13 protein-coding genes, 1 tRNA gene and 1 pseudogene are annotated in these 14,980 nt (G+C 34.5%); 12 read left to right on the top strand and 3 right to left on the bottom strand.

The genetic code is table 11. From position 1 onward, the window contains the following. The 6 genes from WG67_RS07980 to uvrC all read left to right on the top strand — a co-directional run. The coding region (locus WG67_RS07980; RefSeq protein WP_458694955.1) for an NADH-quinone oxidoreductase subunit H at positions 1-187 on the top strand (187 nt) is incomplete at its 5' end. Beyond that, positions 180-1,175, top strand: a complete 996-nt coding sequence (hemB, locus tag WG67_RS00705) for a porphobilinogen synthase (protein ID WP_070356749.1) — start codon at positions 180-182, stop codon at positions 1,173-1,175. The genes WG67_RS07980 and hemB, both read left to right, overlap by 8 nt. A 146-nt stretch (positions 1,176-1,321) precedes the next feature. Continuing rightward, a complete protein-coding gene (locus tag WG67_RS00700; RefSeq protein WP_070356748.1) occupies positions 1,322-2,080 on the top strand; it encodes a phosphatidylglycerophosphatase in 759 nt (252 codons plus the stop codon). A gap of 44 nt (positions 2,081-2,124) precedes the next feature. Beyond that, complete coding sequence (locus tag WG67_RS00695; protein WP_010082308.1) at positions 2,125-2,964, top strand: glycine--tRNA ligase subunit alpha; 840 nt, start codon at positions 2,125-2,127, stop codon at positions 2,962-2,964. 3 nt (positions 2,965-2,967) lie between these two features. Beyond that, complete coding sequence (gene glyS, locus WG67_RS00690; RefSeq protein ID WP_070356747.1) at positions 2,968-5,085, top strand: glycine--tRNA ligase subunit beta; 2,118 nt, start codon at positions 2,968-2,970, stop codon at positions 5,083-5,085. Continuing rightward, positions 5,069-6,886: an excinuclease ABC subunit UvrC gene (gene uvrC / locus WG67_RS00685; protein ID WP_070356746.1), complete on the top strand. Its 1,818-nt coding sequence runs from the start codon at positions 5,069-5,071 to the stop codon at positions 6,884-6,886. Before glyS ends, uvrC begins: the two co-directional genes overlap by 17 nt. 101 nt (positions 6,887-6,987) lie before the next feature. Here uvrC and WG67_RS00680 read toward each other — a convergent pair. After that, a tRNA-Arg gene (locus WG67_RS00680) sits at positions 6,988-7,064 on the bottom strand. Between the two features lie 147 nt (positions 7,065-7,211). Between WG67_RS00680 and WG67_RS00675 the strand changes: the two genes are divergently transcribed. The 6 genes from WG67_RS00675 to WG67_RS07585 all read left to right on the top strand — a co-directional run bounded on the left by WG67_RS00675 (position 7,212) and on the right by WG67_RS07585 (position 11,643). After that, positions 7,212-7,985, top strand: coding sequence for an ABC transporter ATP-binding protein (locus WG67_RS00675; RefSeq protein ID WP_070356745.1), 774 nt, complete (start codon positions 7,212-7,214; stop codon positions 7,983-7,985). A 128-nt stretch (positions 7,986-8,113) separates the two neighbouring features. Next, positions 8,114-8,281: a twin-arginine translocase TatA gene (gene tatA / locus WG67_RS00670; protein ID WP_006013840.1), complete on the top strand. Its 168-nt coding sequence runs from the start codon at positions 8,114-8,116 to the stop codon at positions 8,279-8,281. 166 nt (positions 8,282-8,447) lie between these two features. Then, positions 8,448-9,104: an exopolysaccharide biosynthesis protein gene (locus tag WG67_RS00665; RefSeq protein WP_010962397.1), complete on the top strand. Its 657-nt coding sequence runs from the start codon at positions 8,448-8,450 to the stop codon at positions 9,102-9,104. Positions 9,105-9,194: 90 nt separating this feature from the next. Next, entirely contained in the window at positions 9,195-9,851 is a 657-nt protein-coding gene (locus WG67_RS00660; protein ID WP_010962396.1) for an exopolysaccharide biosynthesis protein, read from the top strand. Next, complete coding sequence (gene cysS, locus WG67_RS00655) at positions 9,844-11,217, top strand: cysteine--tRNA ligase (RefSeq protein WP_070356744.1); 1,374 nt, start codon at positions 9,844-9,846, stop codon at positions 11,215-11,217. The genes WG67_RS00660 and cysS overlap by 8 nt, the downstream gene beginning before the upstream one ends. Positions 11,218-11,223: 6 nt before the next feature. After that, positions 11,224-11,643 carry a YqaA family protein gene (locus WG67_RS07585; RefSeq protein ID WP_070356743.1) on the top strand — a complete coding sequence of 140 codons (420 nt, stop codon included), beginning with the start codon at positions 11,224-11,226 and terminating at the stop codon, positions 11,641-11,643. A 91-nt stretch (positions 11,644-11,734) separates the two neighbouring features. Here WG67_RS07585 and WG67_RS00645 read toward each other — a convergent pair whose 3' ends face one another. After that, positions 11,735-14,569, bottom strand: coding sequence for an ankyrin repeat domain-containing protein (locus tag WG67_RS00645; RefSeq protein WP_245683373.1), 2,835 nt, complete (start codon positions 14,567-14,569; stop codon positions 11,735-11,737). Positions 14,570-14,794: 225 nt separating this feature from the next. Beyond that, positions 14,795-14,980: pseudogene (gene gatB / locus WG67_RS07975) on the bottom strand (Asp-tRNA(Asn)/Glu-tRNA(Gln) amidotransferase subunit GatB); the annotation flags it as partial.

Here is a 14,980-nt window from a genome sequence, read left to right as displayed (position 1 = left end):
GTTCATTTTGAAAATAGTTATACTTTTGTTTATATTTATTTGGATTAGAGCAACAATACCTCGTTATCGATATGATCAGCTAATGCGCCTTGGTTGGAAAGTATTTCTAACAATATCGGTGCTTTGGGTGATACTCATTTCAGGGGTGTTGCTCTTTACTGGGAACTTGCCTGGATCCAATGTTTAATTTTCCAAATACAAGATTAAGACGCAGGCGCTCGAGCAAATGGGTTCGCAATTTAACAAGTGAAAATAGTTTATCAGTAAATGATCTGGTTCTTCCTCTGTTTGTTCATGACAGAGAAGAAACAACTGAACCAATTTCTGGCTTACCAGGCGTAAAATGTTATTCAATAGATGGATTAGTGTCTATAGTTAAGGAAGCTAAAGATTTAGGAATTAATGCTGTTGCAATTTTTCCTGTAGTTGATAGTAAACTAAAATCTGAAAACGCTGAAGAAGCATATAATTCTGACAACTTAATCTGCAGAGCAATTTGTGCTGTAAAATTAAAGGTACCTGAAATTGGTATTATTGCAGACGTTGCACTGGATCCATACACTATTCATGGCCATGACGGCATTTTAAAAGATAATCAGATGGATGTAGAAAACGATGAAACTATATCAGTACTGTGTAAGCAAGCACTTGCTTTAGCGAAGGCAGGATGTGATATAGTTGCTCCTTCTGATATGATGGATGGTAGAGTAGGAAGAATCAGAAAATCATTAGATGATAACAACTTTCAAGACGTATTAATATTATCTTATGCAGTGAAATACTGCTCTAGCTTCTATGCTCCATTCAGGCAAGTCGTTGGTTCATGTGGGCTATCACATTCTACAGACAAAAGTGGTTATCAAATGGATTATAAAAATGCGCACGAAGCAATGTGCGAAATTGAAATGGATATAAATGAAGGTGCAGATTTTATTATGATTAAACCAGGTATGCCATATTTAGATATTATCAAAACAGCAAGTGATAAGTTTAATTTTCCGATTTTTGCTTACCAAGTAAGCGGTGAGTACGCAATGATAAAAGCTGCTGCAAATAATGGCTGGCTAGATTATGACAAGGTGATTTATGAATCTTTGATTGGTTTCAAACGTGCGGGTGCAAGTGCAATATTCACTTACGCTGCACTTGATATTGCAAAAAATTTAAGTGCATAAGCCCTATAAAATTATTAAATTTTTGGCGCACGTTCTTCTACTGTTGCTGCATATTACTTAAAGTTTTCCAATACATGTTTTAAGTTGTTGATAAGTCCGTTACAATACAGTATTATAAATAATATAAACCAAGTGTTACTTAGAACATGGGGATTTTTTTTAAATTTTTGGGAAAGATGCTAGGCAAGGTTTTTCCTGCTAAAACAGTAAGCTCTCTTTTAGGAATAGGATATTTACCAAGTTGGCAGAACTATTGGTCTTCTTTTTTAATATTATTTATTGTCGATGTTATATTAATTCTTACATATGGAGGCGAATACTTACTATATAAAATGCCAGACTCAGGAATAGTTGTAGCTGCTGTTTTTACAAAATTGGCAATAGTTATGTTAGTAATGCAATTAATTGGAATATTTATTTTTCATGCTCAAGACCCTTCAGCAAACAGTGGTGAAGAAATAGTAATACAAATAGCGTCAGGGCAAGTACTGACTGTAGCACTTTCAATGCCGGCAATGATGTCGATTTATTATGCTGTAAGTAAACTCTATGGGAATATATGTAAGCAGATGTTTCAATGCTCATTTTGGTTTAATGATTTTATGCACTTTTTCTTTTTTCTTATGATACCTTACGTATTTTTTAATGTCGTAGAAGTGATAAAACCATGGCCAATAAGTTCAATACAGCTCAGCTATAATAATGCAATGTCAATTACATTTGAGGGGATTTTTCACACATTTTATGCGGTGATTTTACTGTATTTAACAGCATTTATATTCTGCGATTTAACTATGCATGATGCAATTGTCCTAAATAAAAGCATAATTCAGTATGTGAGGGAAAGTTCAGCAGTTTTAGGTGATTATTTACATGATACTGTTAAAAAAATAGGTATTGAATAGTACTTATTTATTTATATATTTAGTATAAAAAGTGTACAATTTGTGTGAACTTACAAAGTATAATAAAAGAGTTACAAGATTTTTGGGCTAGTGAAGGATGTGTTATACTTCACCCATACACATCTGAAGTTGGTGCTGGCACATTACATCCTGCAACAATTATGTCTGCAATTGATACAAAACCGGCAAAAATTGCATATCTACAACCAGTAATTAGGCCAGCAGATGGACGCTATAGTGATAATCCTAATCGTTTGTATCAACATCACCAATATCAAGTTATAATAAAGCCATCTGGTAATAATTTACAAGACGTCTATTTAGATAGCTTAAAAGTTCTTGGCATATCTACAGAAAAATATGATATTAAGTTTGTTGAAGATGATTGGGAAAATCCGAGCGTTGGTGCATCAGGACTTGGATGGGAAGTTACATGCAATGGAATGGAAGTAACACAGCTTACTTATATACAGCAAGTTGGAGGGATTGACTGCAAGATGATTCCTGGTGAGGTGGCATATGGGTTGGAACGTTTAGCAATGTGCATACAAGGTGTAGATAATGTTTACGATATAATTTGGAACGATAACGGTGTAACTTACGGAGATATTTTTAAACAAAGAGAATATGAATTTTCTTATCTAGCGTTAGATTATTATGATACTAAAGTGGTACAGCAGCAATTCGAAGATACGGAAAAATTGTGTAAGTTCCTTATTGAAAAGGAGCTACCAATGGCAGCCTATGACCAATGTATTAAAACTAGTCACCTACTTAATCTGCTTGATGCAAGAGGTGTGCTTGGTGTGAATGAACGTACAGCTTATATTGGTAAAGTTAGAGAGCTAACAAAAAAATGTTGTGAATTGTACATGAGTAAATAGCGTATGTCGTTGCAGTTATTATTTCAGTGCCTTTCAGAAGAAATACCACCGAGAATGCAGAATGTAGTTGCAACTCAAGTTAAAAGCTGTATTGCCAATGTTTTTAACAAAAATAATGTAAAATTTACATCAATGGAGGTTTTTATAACGGCACGTCGCATTACCCTATTTGTCGACAACATAAATGCTTTGGAGCTAAAGGATTCCAATAACGAAGTTAAGGGACCAAACATTAACGCACCAAAAAGTGCTATCGAAGGTTTTTTAAGAAAATATCAGAAAAATGAAGAAGATTTGCTCGTTCGAAAAGTAAATAATGAGGATTTTTACTTCATTAAAAGAGAAAGCTGCTCATTTAACATCAGAGAATTCCTCAAAAATCAACTGGAGGAAATGCTCAAAAACTTTTCTTGGTTGAAGAGCATGAGATGGGGCGAAGGAAAAGAAAGGTGGGTTAGGCCAATCAAAAACATTTTATGCATTTTAAATGACGAAATAATACCTGTGTCTTTTGCAGGGATCACAGCATCTAACACAACATATGGCCATCGATTTCTCTCAAGTGGTACAGCGTTAACTGTTAAAGCACCTAAAGACTATTTTGAATTGCTAGAAAAAAACAGTGTAATTCTCCAAATGGACAAAAGAAAGCAATTTATACTAGATCAGATTAATAAATTCACAAAAGAGCAGAATTTACAACTTGAGAAAAATGATTATTTACTAAATGAATTGACAGGGCTTATAGAGTGGCCAATCGTACTGTTTGGTGAAGTGAATCAAGAAAAGTCATTTGGATTACCGAAGGAAGTAATACTTAGTATAGTTAATACACAACAAAAATACCTTGCTTTAAGTAATGGAAAGAGAATTTCACACTTTGTCACTGTTGTCAACGTCAACAATGGTGAAGTTGTTAAAGGGCACGAAAGAATATTAGAAGCACGTCTTGCTGATGCCCAATTTTTAATATCTCAAGATAAAAAGGAAAATCTAGATTATTATGTCAAAAAATTAGGTTCGATATTATTTCATGCTTCACTTGGCAGCGTGGGGGAAAAGGTGAAGCGTATTACGGCTCTGTCAAAGTATATAGCTATATTTATTCCACATGCTTCGCTGATAAAAGTTGAACGTGCTGCATATTTGGCAAAAGCTGATTTGGCAACATCGATAGTCAGAGAGTTTCCAGAATTACAAGGAGTAATGGGTGGATATTATGCTTCTTATTTTCAAGAAGATAAAGAAGTAGTGGAAGCTATAACTGAGCATTATAAGCCAATCGGGCCAGAGCAGGAGTGTCCTAAATCTCCTTCTGCAATTGCTGTGTCAATTGCAGACAAAGTGGATAGCTTAGTTGGTTTAATTGCAGCAGGTGAGAAAATCTCTGGTTCGTATGATCAATTTGGTTTGCGGAGAATGACAATTGGTATAATTAGGACAACACTTGAAAATAATTTGCATGTTCCAATTAGGCTAATGATAGACAAGTCAGTATCTTTATATTCAAGGCTTCTATTTAATAAAAATACAGCGTCAGTTGATAAGCCGAATAGAAAACAAATTTCAGAACTAGTATTTAGATTTTGCTTAGAAAGATTCAAGGTTATTTTAAAAAATAGAGATATAAGGCAAGATGTTGTAGATTCAATACTATATAAAATCGATATTAATGATCTGCTGACAGCAGAAAAGCGAACTGTTATATTGGATCGTTATCTTAGTACTCCAGAAGGTGAACAAATTCTAAGCACTTACAAAAGAGTCAGTAACATGATGAGCAAAGCAAGGAAAAGTGATGGCACTACTTATAGTGCATCTTACGGTAAGAGGTTTTTGATTGAAAGTGAAGAAATTGCGCTATCAAATTGTGCTATAACTGCTTGTAAAAACATAAAACAAGCGATAAAAAATAACCACTTTAATGTAGCACTTGATGAACTTGCTGGTTTTGCTCCGTTTATCAATCAGTTTATGGACAGTATAAAGATTAACTGTGATTCTGATAAGCTGAGAAGAAACAGATTATCTTTGCTTGAAAATGTAGTTTCCATCTTTCATTTAGTAGCAGATTTTAACCTCATACAGGTTAAACAATGGATAAATGCTCAGGCAATATAAAGAACAAATCAAATCATCTCCACAATCCTGTGGCGTGTATAAGATGGTTGGAGATAAGAATAAAGTTTTATATGTTGGAAAAGCAAAAAACTTAAAGTCAAGGTTATCCGACTACCTTCAATTCGAAAACCTTTCTGAACGAATTAGAGTTATGCTCTTACAGGTTATTAAGGTTGAAATATTCATCACTGAGAATGAAATCGAAGCACTGCTTCTTGAAACACAGCTAATAAAATCATTGAAACCACTTTATAATATTGTGCTCAAGGATGGAAAATTTTATCCTTATATAACAATTTCCAAGCACGATTATCCAAGAATAGCAAAATATAGAGGCAAATTTAAGAAAAATGAGTTTCATTATTATGGTCCCTTTACATCTGCCGCTGCTGTTAAGCAAACTATATTGTCATTGCAAAAAGCTTTTCTCCTAAGAGTATGTTCAGATCAATACTTTTCCTCAACAAAAAGACCATGTATTGAATATCAAATTAAGCGCTGCTCAGCACCATGCATAAACAAAATCACAAAAGACGACTACTGCCAATCAGTAAAACAGGCACGAAATACATTGCTTGGAAGAAATAAGGAAGTGAAAGAACAGTTACTTTTCACAATGAGAAAGTGCAGCAGTGAAGAAAACTATGAGCTTGCTGCTATATATAGAGATCGGGTAAAGTTTCTTGAGCAAATTCAAATACAGCACACGGATTTTTCTTTTGAAAAAGATGCAGATTTCTTCAGTATTGTACGTGAAGAGGATCTAGCATGTATTAGTGTGTTATCGTTTAGAAATAAAGACAACTACGGCAGCACTCCTTACTTTGCCGAGAACTGTGGTGATCACTCAAATGATGAAATTTTATCCACCTTTTTGGTCAATTTTTATAATTCAGCTAACATACCTCCAATACAAATTTACGTTCCAGATTCTATTGTGGATAAGGAAATTATAGAACAAGCACTATATAAGGTTGCTCAAAAGCCAGTAAAAGTTCTGCATGCAAAGAATAAAAAAGAGCGTGATTTATTGAAATTTGTTTATGATAACTCTCAGCATAGCTTAGAGCAGAAGCTTATCGATTATAGAAATAACCTAGAAAAGCTTGAGGAGCTTAGCAAAATCTTCTTGTTACCAAACATTCCAAAGCGTATCGAGGTTTATGATAATAGCCATATTTCTGGAAGCCAGCAAATTGGTGTGATGATTGTTGCAGGGCAGGAGGGTTTTTTAAAGAGTGAGTACAGAAAATTTACTATAAAGGAAAAATTTTCAGGCGATGACTATAAAATGATGAGGGAAGTGCTAACCAGACGTTTCTCCGGCAATATAAAAGGCATAATACCTGATTTTTTACTGATTGATGGTGGACCAGGACATGTTTCCATAGTACAGAATGTACTGGAAGTATTGAATATAAACGTTCCTTTTGCTTGTATGGCAAAAGGTCCTGATCGTAACGCAGGAAATGAAAGATTTTATATGCTGGGCAGGGAAGAATTCAGTCTGGCAAATGACAGCAAAGTCATGCTTTACTTACAATCGCTGCGTAATGAAGCCCACCGTTTTGCGATAACTTCACATAGAAAAAAACGCGATAAACAGTTTATAGTTTCACAATTAAGCAAAATACCCGGCATTGGCAACAAAAGAAAAAAAGCGTTGATGTCTTATTTTGGTTCAGTGAAAAATATAAGCAAAGCTTCTCTGGCTGAAATTCAAAACGTACCTGGAATTAGTAAAGGTTTAGCAGAAGTCATTCTTAAATACGTGAATTATAAGAGAGGAGTACTGGAATGACACAAAACCCGTTTTATTATTAGGGAATTTATATCTTAAAACCGCAAAAAAAGGTGTGCGTATTTGTGAAAAAAAATCTCCATAAAATTTGTGAAGCAATGTGGTGGGACTAGTGCGATTCGAACGCACGACCTTCAGATTAGGAGTCCAACGCTCTATCCTGCTGAGCTATAGTCCCGTATTTCCTACCATTCATGTAAAGTTATAGCAAAAAATCCTTTCTTTTCTAGATTTCTTGCATAACCAATTTATGACGACAAAAAACATTTCTGTACTTCTTGAGTATAATGCTATTATATTTAATAACATGGTTTAAGTAAGATTAATGCTAGTTAACAATATTGGTTATTTCTATAACAATCAAAACGACTTTGCTTTAAGCAATATAAACATTAAAGTAAAGAAAGGAAATGTTGCATGTTTATTGGGGCATTCTGGCTGTGGCAAGTCAACAATTTTGAAATTAATTGCGGGGATAGAAAATCCAAAATCTGGAACTATTTTTATAAATGATAGGTTAGTTGCAAGTAATAAGGCATCAGTCGCTATAGAGCATAGAAATATCGGATTGATTTTTCAGCATTCTGCATTATTTCCTCATAAAACAGTAGTAGAAAATATAACCTTTGCTATCCGCAGCTCTTCCAAGAGAGAAAAGCACCTAATTGCATTGGAAATCTTGAAGTTACTCAATATAGAAAAATATGAAAATATGTACCCTAACGTCTTATCTGGAGGACAGCAACAATTAGTTGCAATAGCAAGAGTGATGGCACAAAACCCTGATGTTGTGTTGTTAGATGAACCATTTTCTAATTTAGATATACTGCTCAAGTGCCGAATAAGACAACATATATTGTCCCTTTTTAGAAGTAAAAATATCCCTGTGCTAATGGTAACTCATGACCCGCAAGAAGCATTGAAAGTTGCAGATTTTATCTACGTAATGAAAAATGGTAAAATTATTCAATCAGGAGTTTCTAGCGATATATACCATAAGCCTAAAGATGATACGCTAGCAAAGTTTTTTAGTGAGCTCTCTTCTACTCTACAGTTAAGCGAAAAGTTTCCACTTATTCGCTGCAAGAAAATAATCTAGTTTGGGATTGTTATAAAATAATTAAAAAACCTTGATTTATAATTAAATAAAGGTGATATAATCTATGTGTTACTTGACTTCAGTCAAGTTTTAATATTTAAAGGTCAATATTTTAAATGGAGGTGAAAATGAGTTTAGGACCATGGCAATTGTTTCTAGTCTTAATAATAATTTTAGTTCTGTTTGGTGCAGGCAGATTACCGCAAGTTATGGGTGATTTAGGAAAAGGCATCAAAAACCTTAAACAGGAGCTTAAGGACTCAGAAAAATTATCGTCTAATGAACCAGATCGTTAGCGTCCTCATACTTCGTGACATGCACCTTAGTGCATGTCATCTGTTTAAAAACTTAGTCAGGTTAAAGAATGAAAGAGATGAAGTGTTGGTATGAAATAAATAACAAATATTGAAATACAGCAACAACTATGTTAGCTTAAGAGGAATATTTTATTAAAGGATAATTGTGCAAAAAAGTGAGAAACTAACTAAAGATAAAAAACTAGCTTCTGATATTCTAAAAGAGGTTGCAGATACCAATAACAATGATAGCAATAAAGTAACTTTGTTTGACATTAAAACAGCTTTGCATGAGCGCGGTTTTGGTATTTTAATAATCATCTTCTCCTTGCCGCTATCGGTGCCTATACCGGTTCCACCTGGTTATACAACTATTCTTTCTATACCTTTAATCTTATTCTCACTGCAGCTTCTATTTGGATTTGATTCTCCTTGGATGCCCAGTTGGCTAGAAAGAAGATCTTTTCAGCGTTCAACACTAGCTCTTGTGGTAGAGAAAACTTCCCCTGTATTAGAAAAAATAGAAAAATTCATGAAGCCAAGACTGTCTTTCATTTTCTATGGGCCTGGTGAGAAGATTCTGGCTTTTATGATGTTGCTTTGTGCAATAATAATAGCTCTTCCATTACCTTTTACTCACTTCCTTCCTGCAATTGGCACAACTCTTATTTCACTTAGCATTATGAGTAAAGACGGGTTTCTATCCATATTGGGAGTTTTAGTATCATTGTGCGCGTTGTTGCTTACTCTTGTTGTAATAGTCAAAGGACCACAACTTATAACCGGAGCACTTTCTCTTCTTAAAAGCTTTACAACACTTTAACAAAAGAACGAATTACTAGCGCAAAATGAATAATGCATATTGAAATAAAACAATAATTGTGTTAAGAATTATTTTTATCAAAGGTTTTTCGTGTCAAAAAATGATAAGTTGACTAAAAGTGATAAATTAGCTTCTGATATTCTAAAAGAAGTTGCAGATACCAATAACAATGATAGCGATAAAGTAACTTTGTTTGACATTAAAACAGCTTTGCATGAGCGTGGTTTTGGTATTTTAATAATCATCTTCTCCTTGCCGCTATCGGTGCCTATACCGGTTCCACCTGGTTATACAACTATTCTTTCTATACCTTTAATCTTATTCTCACTGCAGCTTCTATTTGGATTTGATTCTCCTTGGATGCCGCATTGGTTGGAAAGAAGGTCTTTTCAGCGTTCAACACTAGCTTTTGTGGTAGAGAAAACTTCTCCAGCATTAAAAAAAATAGAAAAGTTCATGAAACCAAGAATGTCTTTTATTTTCTATGGGCCCGGTGAAAAGATTTTAGCTTTTGTAATGTTGCTTTCTGCATTATCGATAGCTCTTCCATTGCCTCTTACTAACTTCATTCCTGCAATTGGTACGACTCTTATTTCGCTTGGCATTATGAGTAAAGATGGGTTTCTATCCATATTGGGAGTTTTAATATCATTGTGTGGGCTATTGCTTACTCTTGTTGTAGTAGTCAAAGGGCCACAACTTATCATTGGGGCATTTTCTTTTCTCAAAAGCTTCGTATATGGTTAGGCTTTACAACACCTTAACAAAAAAAAAGGAGCTTTTTACACCTATCGATAAAGATCATGTGAAAATGTATGTTTGCGGACCAACAGTATATGACACAGCACATATAGGCAATGCACGGTCTGTTGTTGTGTATGATGTGTTATTTCAGCTACTTAAGTTTTGTTATGGCAAAGTTACCTATGTGCGTAACATAACCGACATTGATGATAAGATAATTAATGCAGCAAGTGAAAAAAATAGCAACATAGAAAGTATCAGCACATATTACACTAAGGCTTTTCATGAAGATATGAGAAGCATAAATTGTGCAGAGCCAACACACGAGCCAAAAGCAACGAAAAACGTAGATTATATTATAAAATTAATTGAACATTTGCTGCAATCAGGCCACGCTTATGAATCTGACAAACATGTGTATTTTAATATAGAATCTTACCATGAATATGGTGCTTTATCAGGAAAAAAAACTGATGAATTGGTTCCAGGTAGCAGAGTTGAAGTTAATGAAAATAAAAAGCACCCGGGAGATTTTGTGCTGTGGAAGCCTGCAAATGATATTGACTACAAACTTTCAAGTTATTGGAATAGCCCATGGGGAGAGGGCAGACCTGGATGGCATATAGAATGCTCAGCAATGTCATATGCTTACCTTGGCAAAGATTTTGATATTCATGGTGGCGGCATAGATTTACAATTTCCTCACCATGAAAATGAAATTGCACAGAGTAAGTCTGCATTTGCTGGATCAATGTTTGCAAAATACTGGATACATAACGGTTTTCTTACAGTAAATGAAGAGAAAATGAGCAAGTCCTTATTTAATATAGTCAAAGTAAGAGATTTGCTAGATAGTGGAATAAAGGGTGAAGTAATACGCTATGCACTGCTCAAAACTCACTACAGAAAACCACTTGATTGGACAGAAAACGTTATTTCTGACGCACAGGAAACCTTAAATAAATTTTATCGGCTATCACGTGGTTTAGATACAATAAATATTGATGAAAGTAACGCAGAGATTTCTAAAGATTTTATAGACGCTTTAAAAAACGACTTAAACATTCCTGAAGCTCTAGCTATATTACATGAAATGGCTGCAAAAATTAACAAAATGAGTAATGAAAGTGAAAAGCTAAAATTAACTGAGAGTTTTGTTAAGAGGGCCAGATTTATTGGTCTTCTTGAGTCAAGTTATGAAAAGTGGTTTGCTGTAGATGTAAATCATCAAGAAATAGAAAGGTTGATAGACTTAAGAAAAATTGCAAAAAAAAATAAAAATTACGATACTGCAGACAAAATAAGGGATCAGTTGAAACAAATGGGGATTACAATTTCTGACAATGAAGATGGTACAACAACCTGGTAAACTCATATGGAAAATTACTTTCTGTTATTCACAGATAGTCTAGTATCATCATTAGTCTTACCCATACATCAAGGTTTTGTGTTCAATACCATGCTTTATTTCAGGTCGTATCACACTCCACTACTGATGTTATTTTTTGGAGTACTAGGATCAAGCCTTAGTGGAATAGTTAACTGGTATTTAGGTAGAATAACAATCTCTATACGAAAATCATACCGCAAACTAGAGAACGAGCATAAAACACCAAAAATCGTAAAAAATCTACTGATTTGTGCAGTTACATTACTTTCATGGGTGCCAGCACTTGGAAGTGTGATTCAAATTTTATCAGGTTATTTTAAGTTAAACCTTTATACCCTTGCCCCTTTAATCATTCTATCTAATTTCTTCTATTTGTTATATCTAATACTTACTTTTGGAGTATAACAGCTATAGTACTACAGCCATTAAAGCCCACTTCTGTCATCCTATGCCCTGATAGAAGCGGAGCTATAAATTAAATGCAAAATTTCAGTAGTCACAGGATGGATGCACCATGAGCTAAAAGCCATTCCACAAGATCCCTATGATCAAAATCAGTGGCATAATGTAATGCTGTCATTCCCCTATTATTCTTAGCATTAACATCTGCTTTGCGTTTTAGTAGCACTCTAGCCGTGTCAAAATTTCCCATAATAGCAGCAAAGTGTAGCGGAGTGTTGCCATTTTCATCTTTAGCGTTAACATCATCCCCTTCTTTAATAAAGTATTTTGTTAATTTTTCACTTCCAATTTTAGCAGCATGGTGCAGTGGAGTTTTATTGCATTCGTTCTTAACACTAACATTTGTGGTGTGTTTCAATAGTGTCTTAGCTAAAGCAACCATACACATCCCATCGTCAATAGAATTTGTATCACGAGCTGAAAGTAACTCCACAAGTTCTTGGTGATCAAAATCAGTGGCATAATGCAATGCTGTCATTCCCCTATTATTCTTAGTATCAACATCTGCATTGTGTTTTAGTAGCACTCTAGCCGTGTCAAAATTTCCCATAATAGCAGCAAAGTGTAGCGGAGTGTTGCCATTTTCATCTTTAGCGTTAACATCGGCACCTTTTTCAATGAGGCATTCTATCGTTTCTATACTTCCACTTCTAGCAACATAGTGCAGCGAAATTCTATTTTGTTCGTTCTTAACATTAACATCTACATTATGTTCTAATAGTACCTTAGCTACGGCAACCCTACCCATCTTAGTAGCAAGATGTAGCGAAGTATCGCCATCTTTATCCTTAGCATTAACATCTGCATTATGTTTTAATAGTACCTTAGCCACGTCAACCCTATACATCATAGTAGCCCAGTGTAACGCAGTGAAGCCACTTTCATCTTTAGCGTTAATGTCCGCCCCTTTGCCTATAAGGTATTCTACTATATCAACCCTTCCATCATAAACAGCCTGATGTAACGGAGTGATACCATATCTGCTCTTAGCATTGACATCTGCACCCTTATTGATAAAATATTGCACTATGTCCAATCCTCCACTCTCAACAGCTGAACACAATGGAGTGCTGTCAGATCCATCCCTAGCATTAACAACACAATTAAATTTATCTGGGTGTTTTTCTTCCATATGTGTTAATACGCACCTAACTGCCTCATAACTGCCACTTTCGGCAAGTGAATGCAACGGTGTATATTTCCATTTACCATAAATAGGATTAAAGTAAAATTCGTCAATTAACTCACCATACTTACTCACATATCCCCAAACAGATGCAACAATAGAATTATCTATTAATACATCATAACTGTTTATCAATTCTAGAGCTTTCCTTAAGACCTCTTCTTCTCGGCCTTTCTCTTGTAATTTTAATCTAGTCACCTTTTGCACTAGTCTGTAAATATTTACTACTCCTTTCCTTAATTTAATCATTGAATATCGATTAAGTAACTCAACAGCATTCCACAACACTTCTTTATCATTAGCTACTTGCTGTGAAAAGATTTCTTCTATATAAATCTCATTAGGAGAAAAATAGGCCATTATCTCGAGAATGCTCAATGCTTCCGGCCCAAATTTTTTTTGCACTATAGCATCAATTGTAATTTTCCAAGTTATGAAAGTTGCCTTAGCATAACGATCACTTTTATATTCGGACTTAAAGTCAAGTAGCTTCTCTGCTATCTTTTCACACTTTTTCAGATAGCCACCAACTCTAATCCTTTTTCTACCCCTGTGACTAAATACAATATTTTCTTCACTAATATATGTAACCGCTAGTTTTAAAGCCAATTGGGAATATTGTAGTTCCTGTGCTAGCTTTTTTATTTCCTTATTCTGTAAATTGTTTTCTATATTCAAAGCCCTTTTAACAAATTCTAAAGCTTCTATTTCATCAAATTCATCTGATTCTTCTATATCTCCTTCTTCTCTTGCTTTCGATTTTTTGTCACGAGGACCATAAGGTTTCTTATGGGGTCTTTGCTTGTTATTTTGCGCTGTTACAGCTGCATGTATTTCATTCAGTGTTTTACTATCCTTATGCTGTTGTTTTGCTATTTTATCAATTCCTTTATTCCCTTTCTTTACCCCTCGTTCTATCCCACATAGAGTGCTGGCCCATAGCTCCACTTTTTGGAAAAATTCTTTTCCTTCTTCTGGCGAAAGAAAACGTCCTTTTATATCTTTCACCCAGTCTGATATTTTCTCCAGAAGGTCATTGCAAAAGATTTCATTGTCACCAACATAGCCAAACTTTTTGGCCAATCTACCACTCATCTCACCTTTAAACAATTCTTTTAGCTGACTTTCATTGGGCAAATTAACCGCAAACACTAGTTCATTTAAAAAGTCTTCGACTTCTTTATCACTGACTTCTCTACCTACCTTACCCTTTATAAAATCCTTATTTTCCTGCAAGTATGAGATAATACTATTATCAAATTTATATCTTACACCATCACCTACATCCAGAAACTCATCTTGTGTGTCTATTCTTATAACTGAAATTTCCTTTTCTTTATTCTTTCCACTCGACATCATTCTCAGCTTTCTCACTTCATGTTGTGCTGAATCTGTGAAATCAAAATCAATATTCGTAACAATAGCAAAATACTTCATCTCACCCTTAAACTTTCCATTACTTTTGATCTTTAAATAAGCAATAAAGTATTTCAACAAATTAAACTCACCACTCTTTGTTAATAAGCTACCTACACTGATTTTTTCAGTTCCATCTTGTTTGTGTTTGACTTGCACAAACCTATGTATTGTTGTTTTATTTTGCTTACATTGGAGAACAACATCATCAAAGCCTGCAGCTGACTTCAATTCTGTAGCTAAGCGGAAAGGACATTTTTTATCCATCACACGCATGAGAAATAATATGAGCCACAACTCTTGATAGTCAATACCATGGCGAGAACATTTTGCCCCCTAAACAGGATGATCTTCAAGCATCCTCAACCTCACATAATTTTAAAAATAGTACCAACAAATGGTAAAAAAGTTATATGTCATGATATACAGATATCGTAGCGTAAATCTGAGAATATCTACGAGATGTGCTGTTATGTAAATAAAAAAATGTGACTAATTACTTAATCTTTCACTCAAAATTGAATTCACGACATCAGGGCTGGCTTTTCCCTTGGTAAGTTTCATAACTTCGCCGACAAAGAATCCGTATAACTTTGTTTTACCGCTTTTGTATTCTTGAACTTTATCTTGGTTGTTATTGATGATTTTGTCGATAACTTCTGATATTTGACCTCTATC

This window comes from Wolbachia endosymbiont of Drosophila incompta (assembly GCF_001758565.1).
Classification (GTDB): Bacteria; Pseudomonadota; Alphaproteobacteria; order Rickettsiales; family Anaplasmataceae; genus Wolbachia; species Wolbachia pipientis.
Note: the sequence above shows the minus strand (reverse complement) of the source record. Positions and strands in the feature narration are given on the sequence as shown.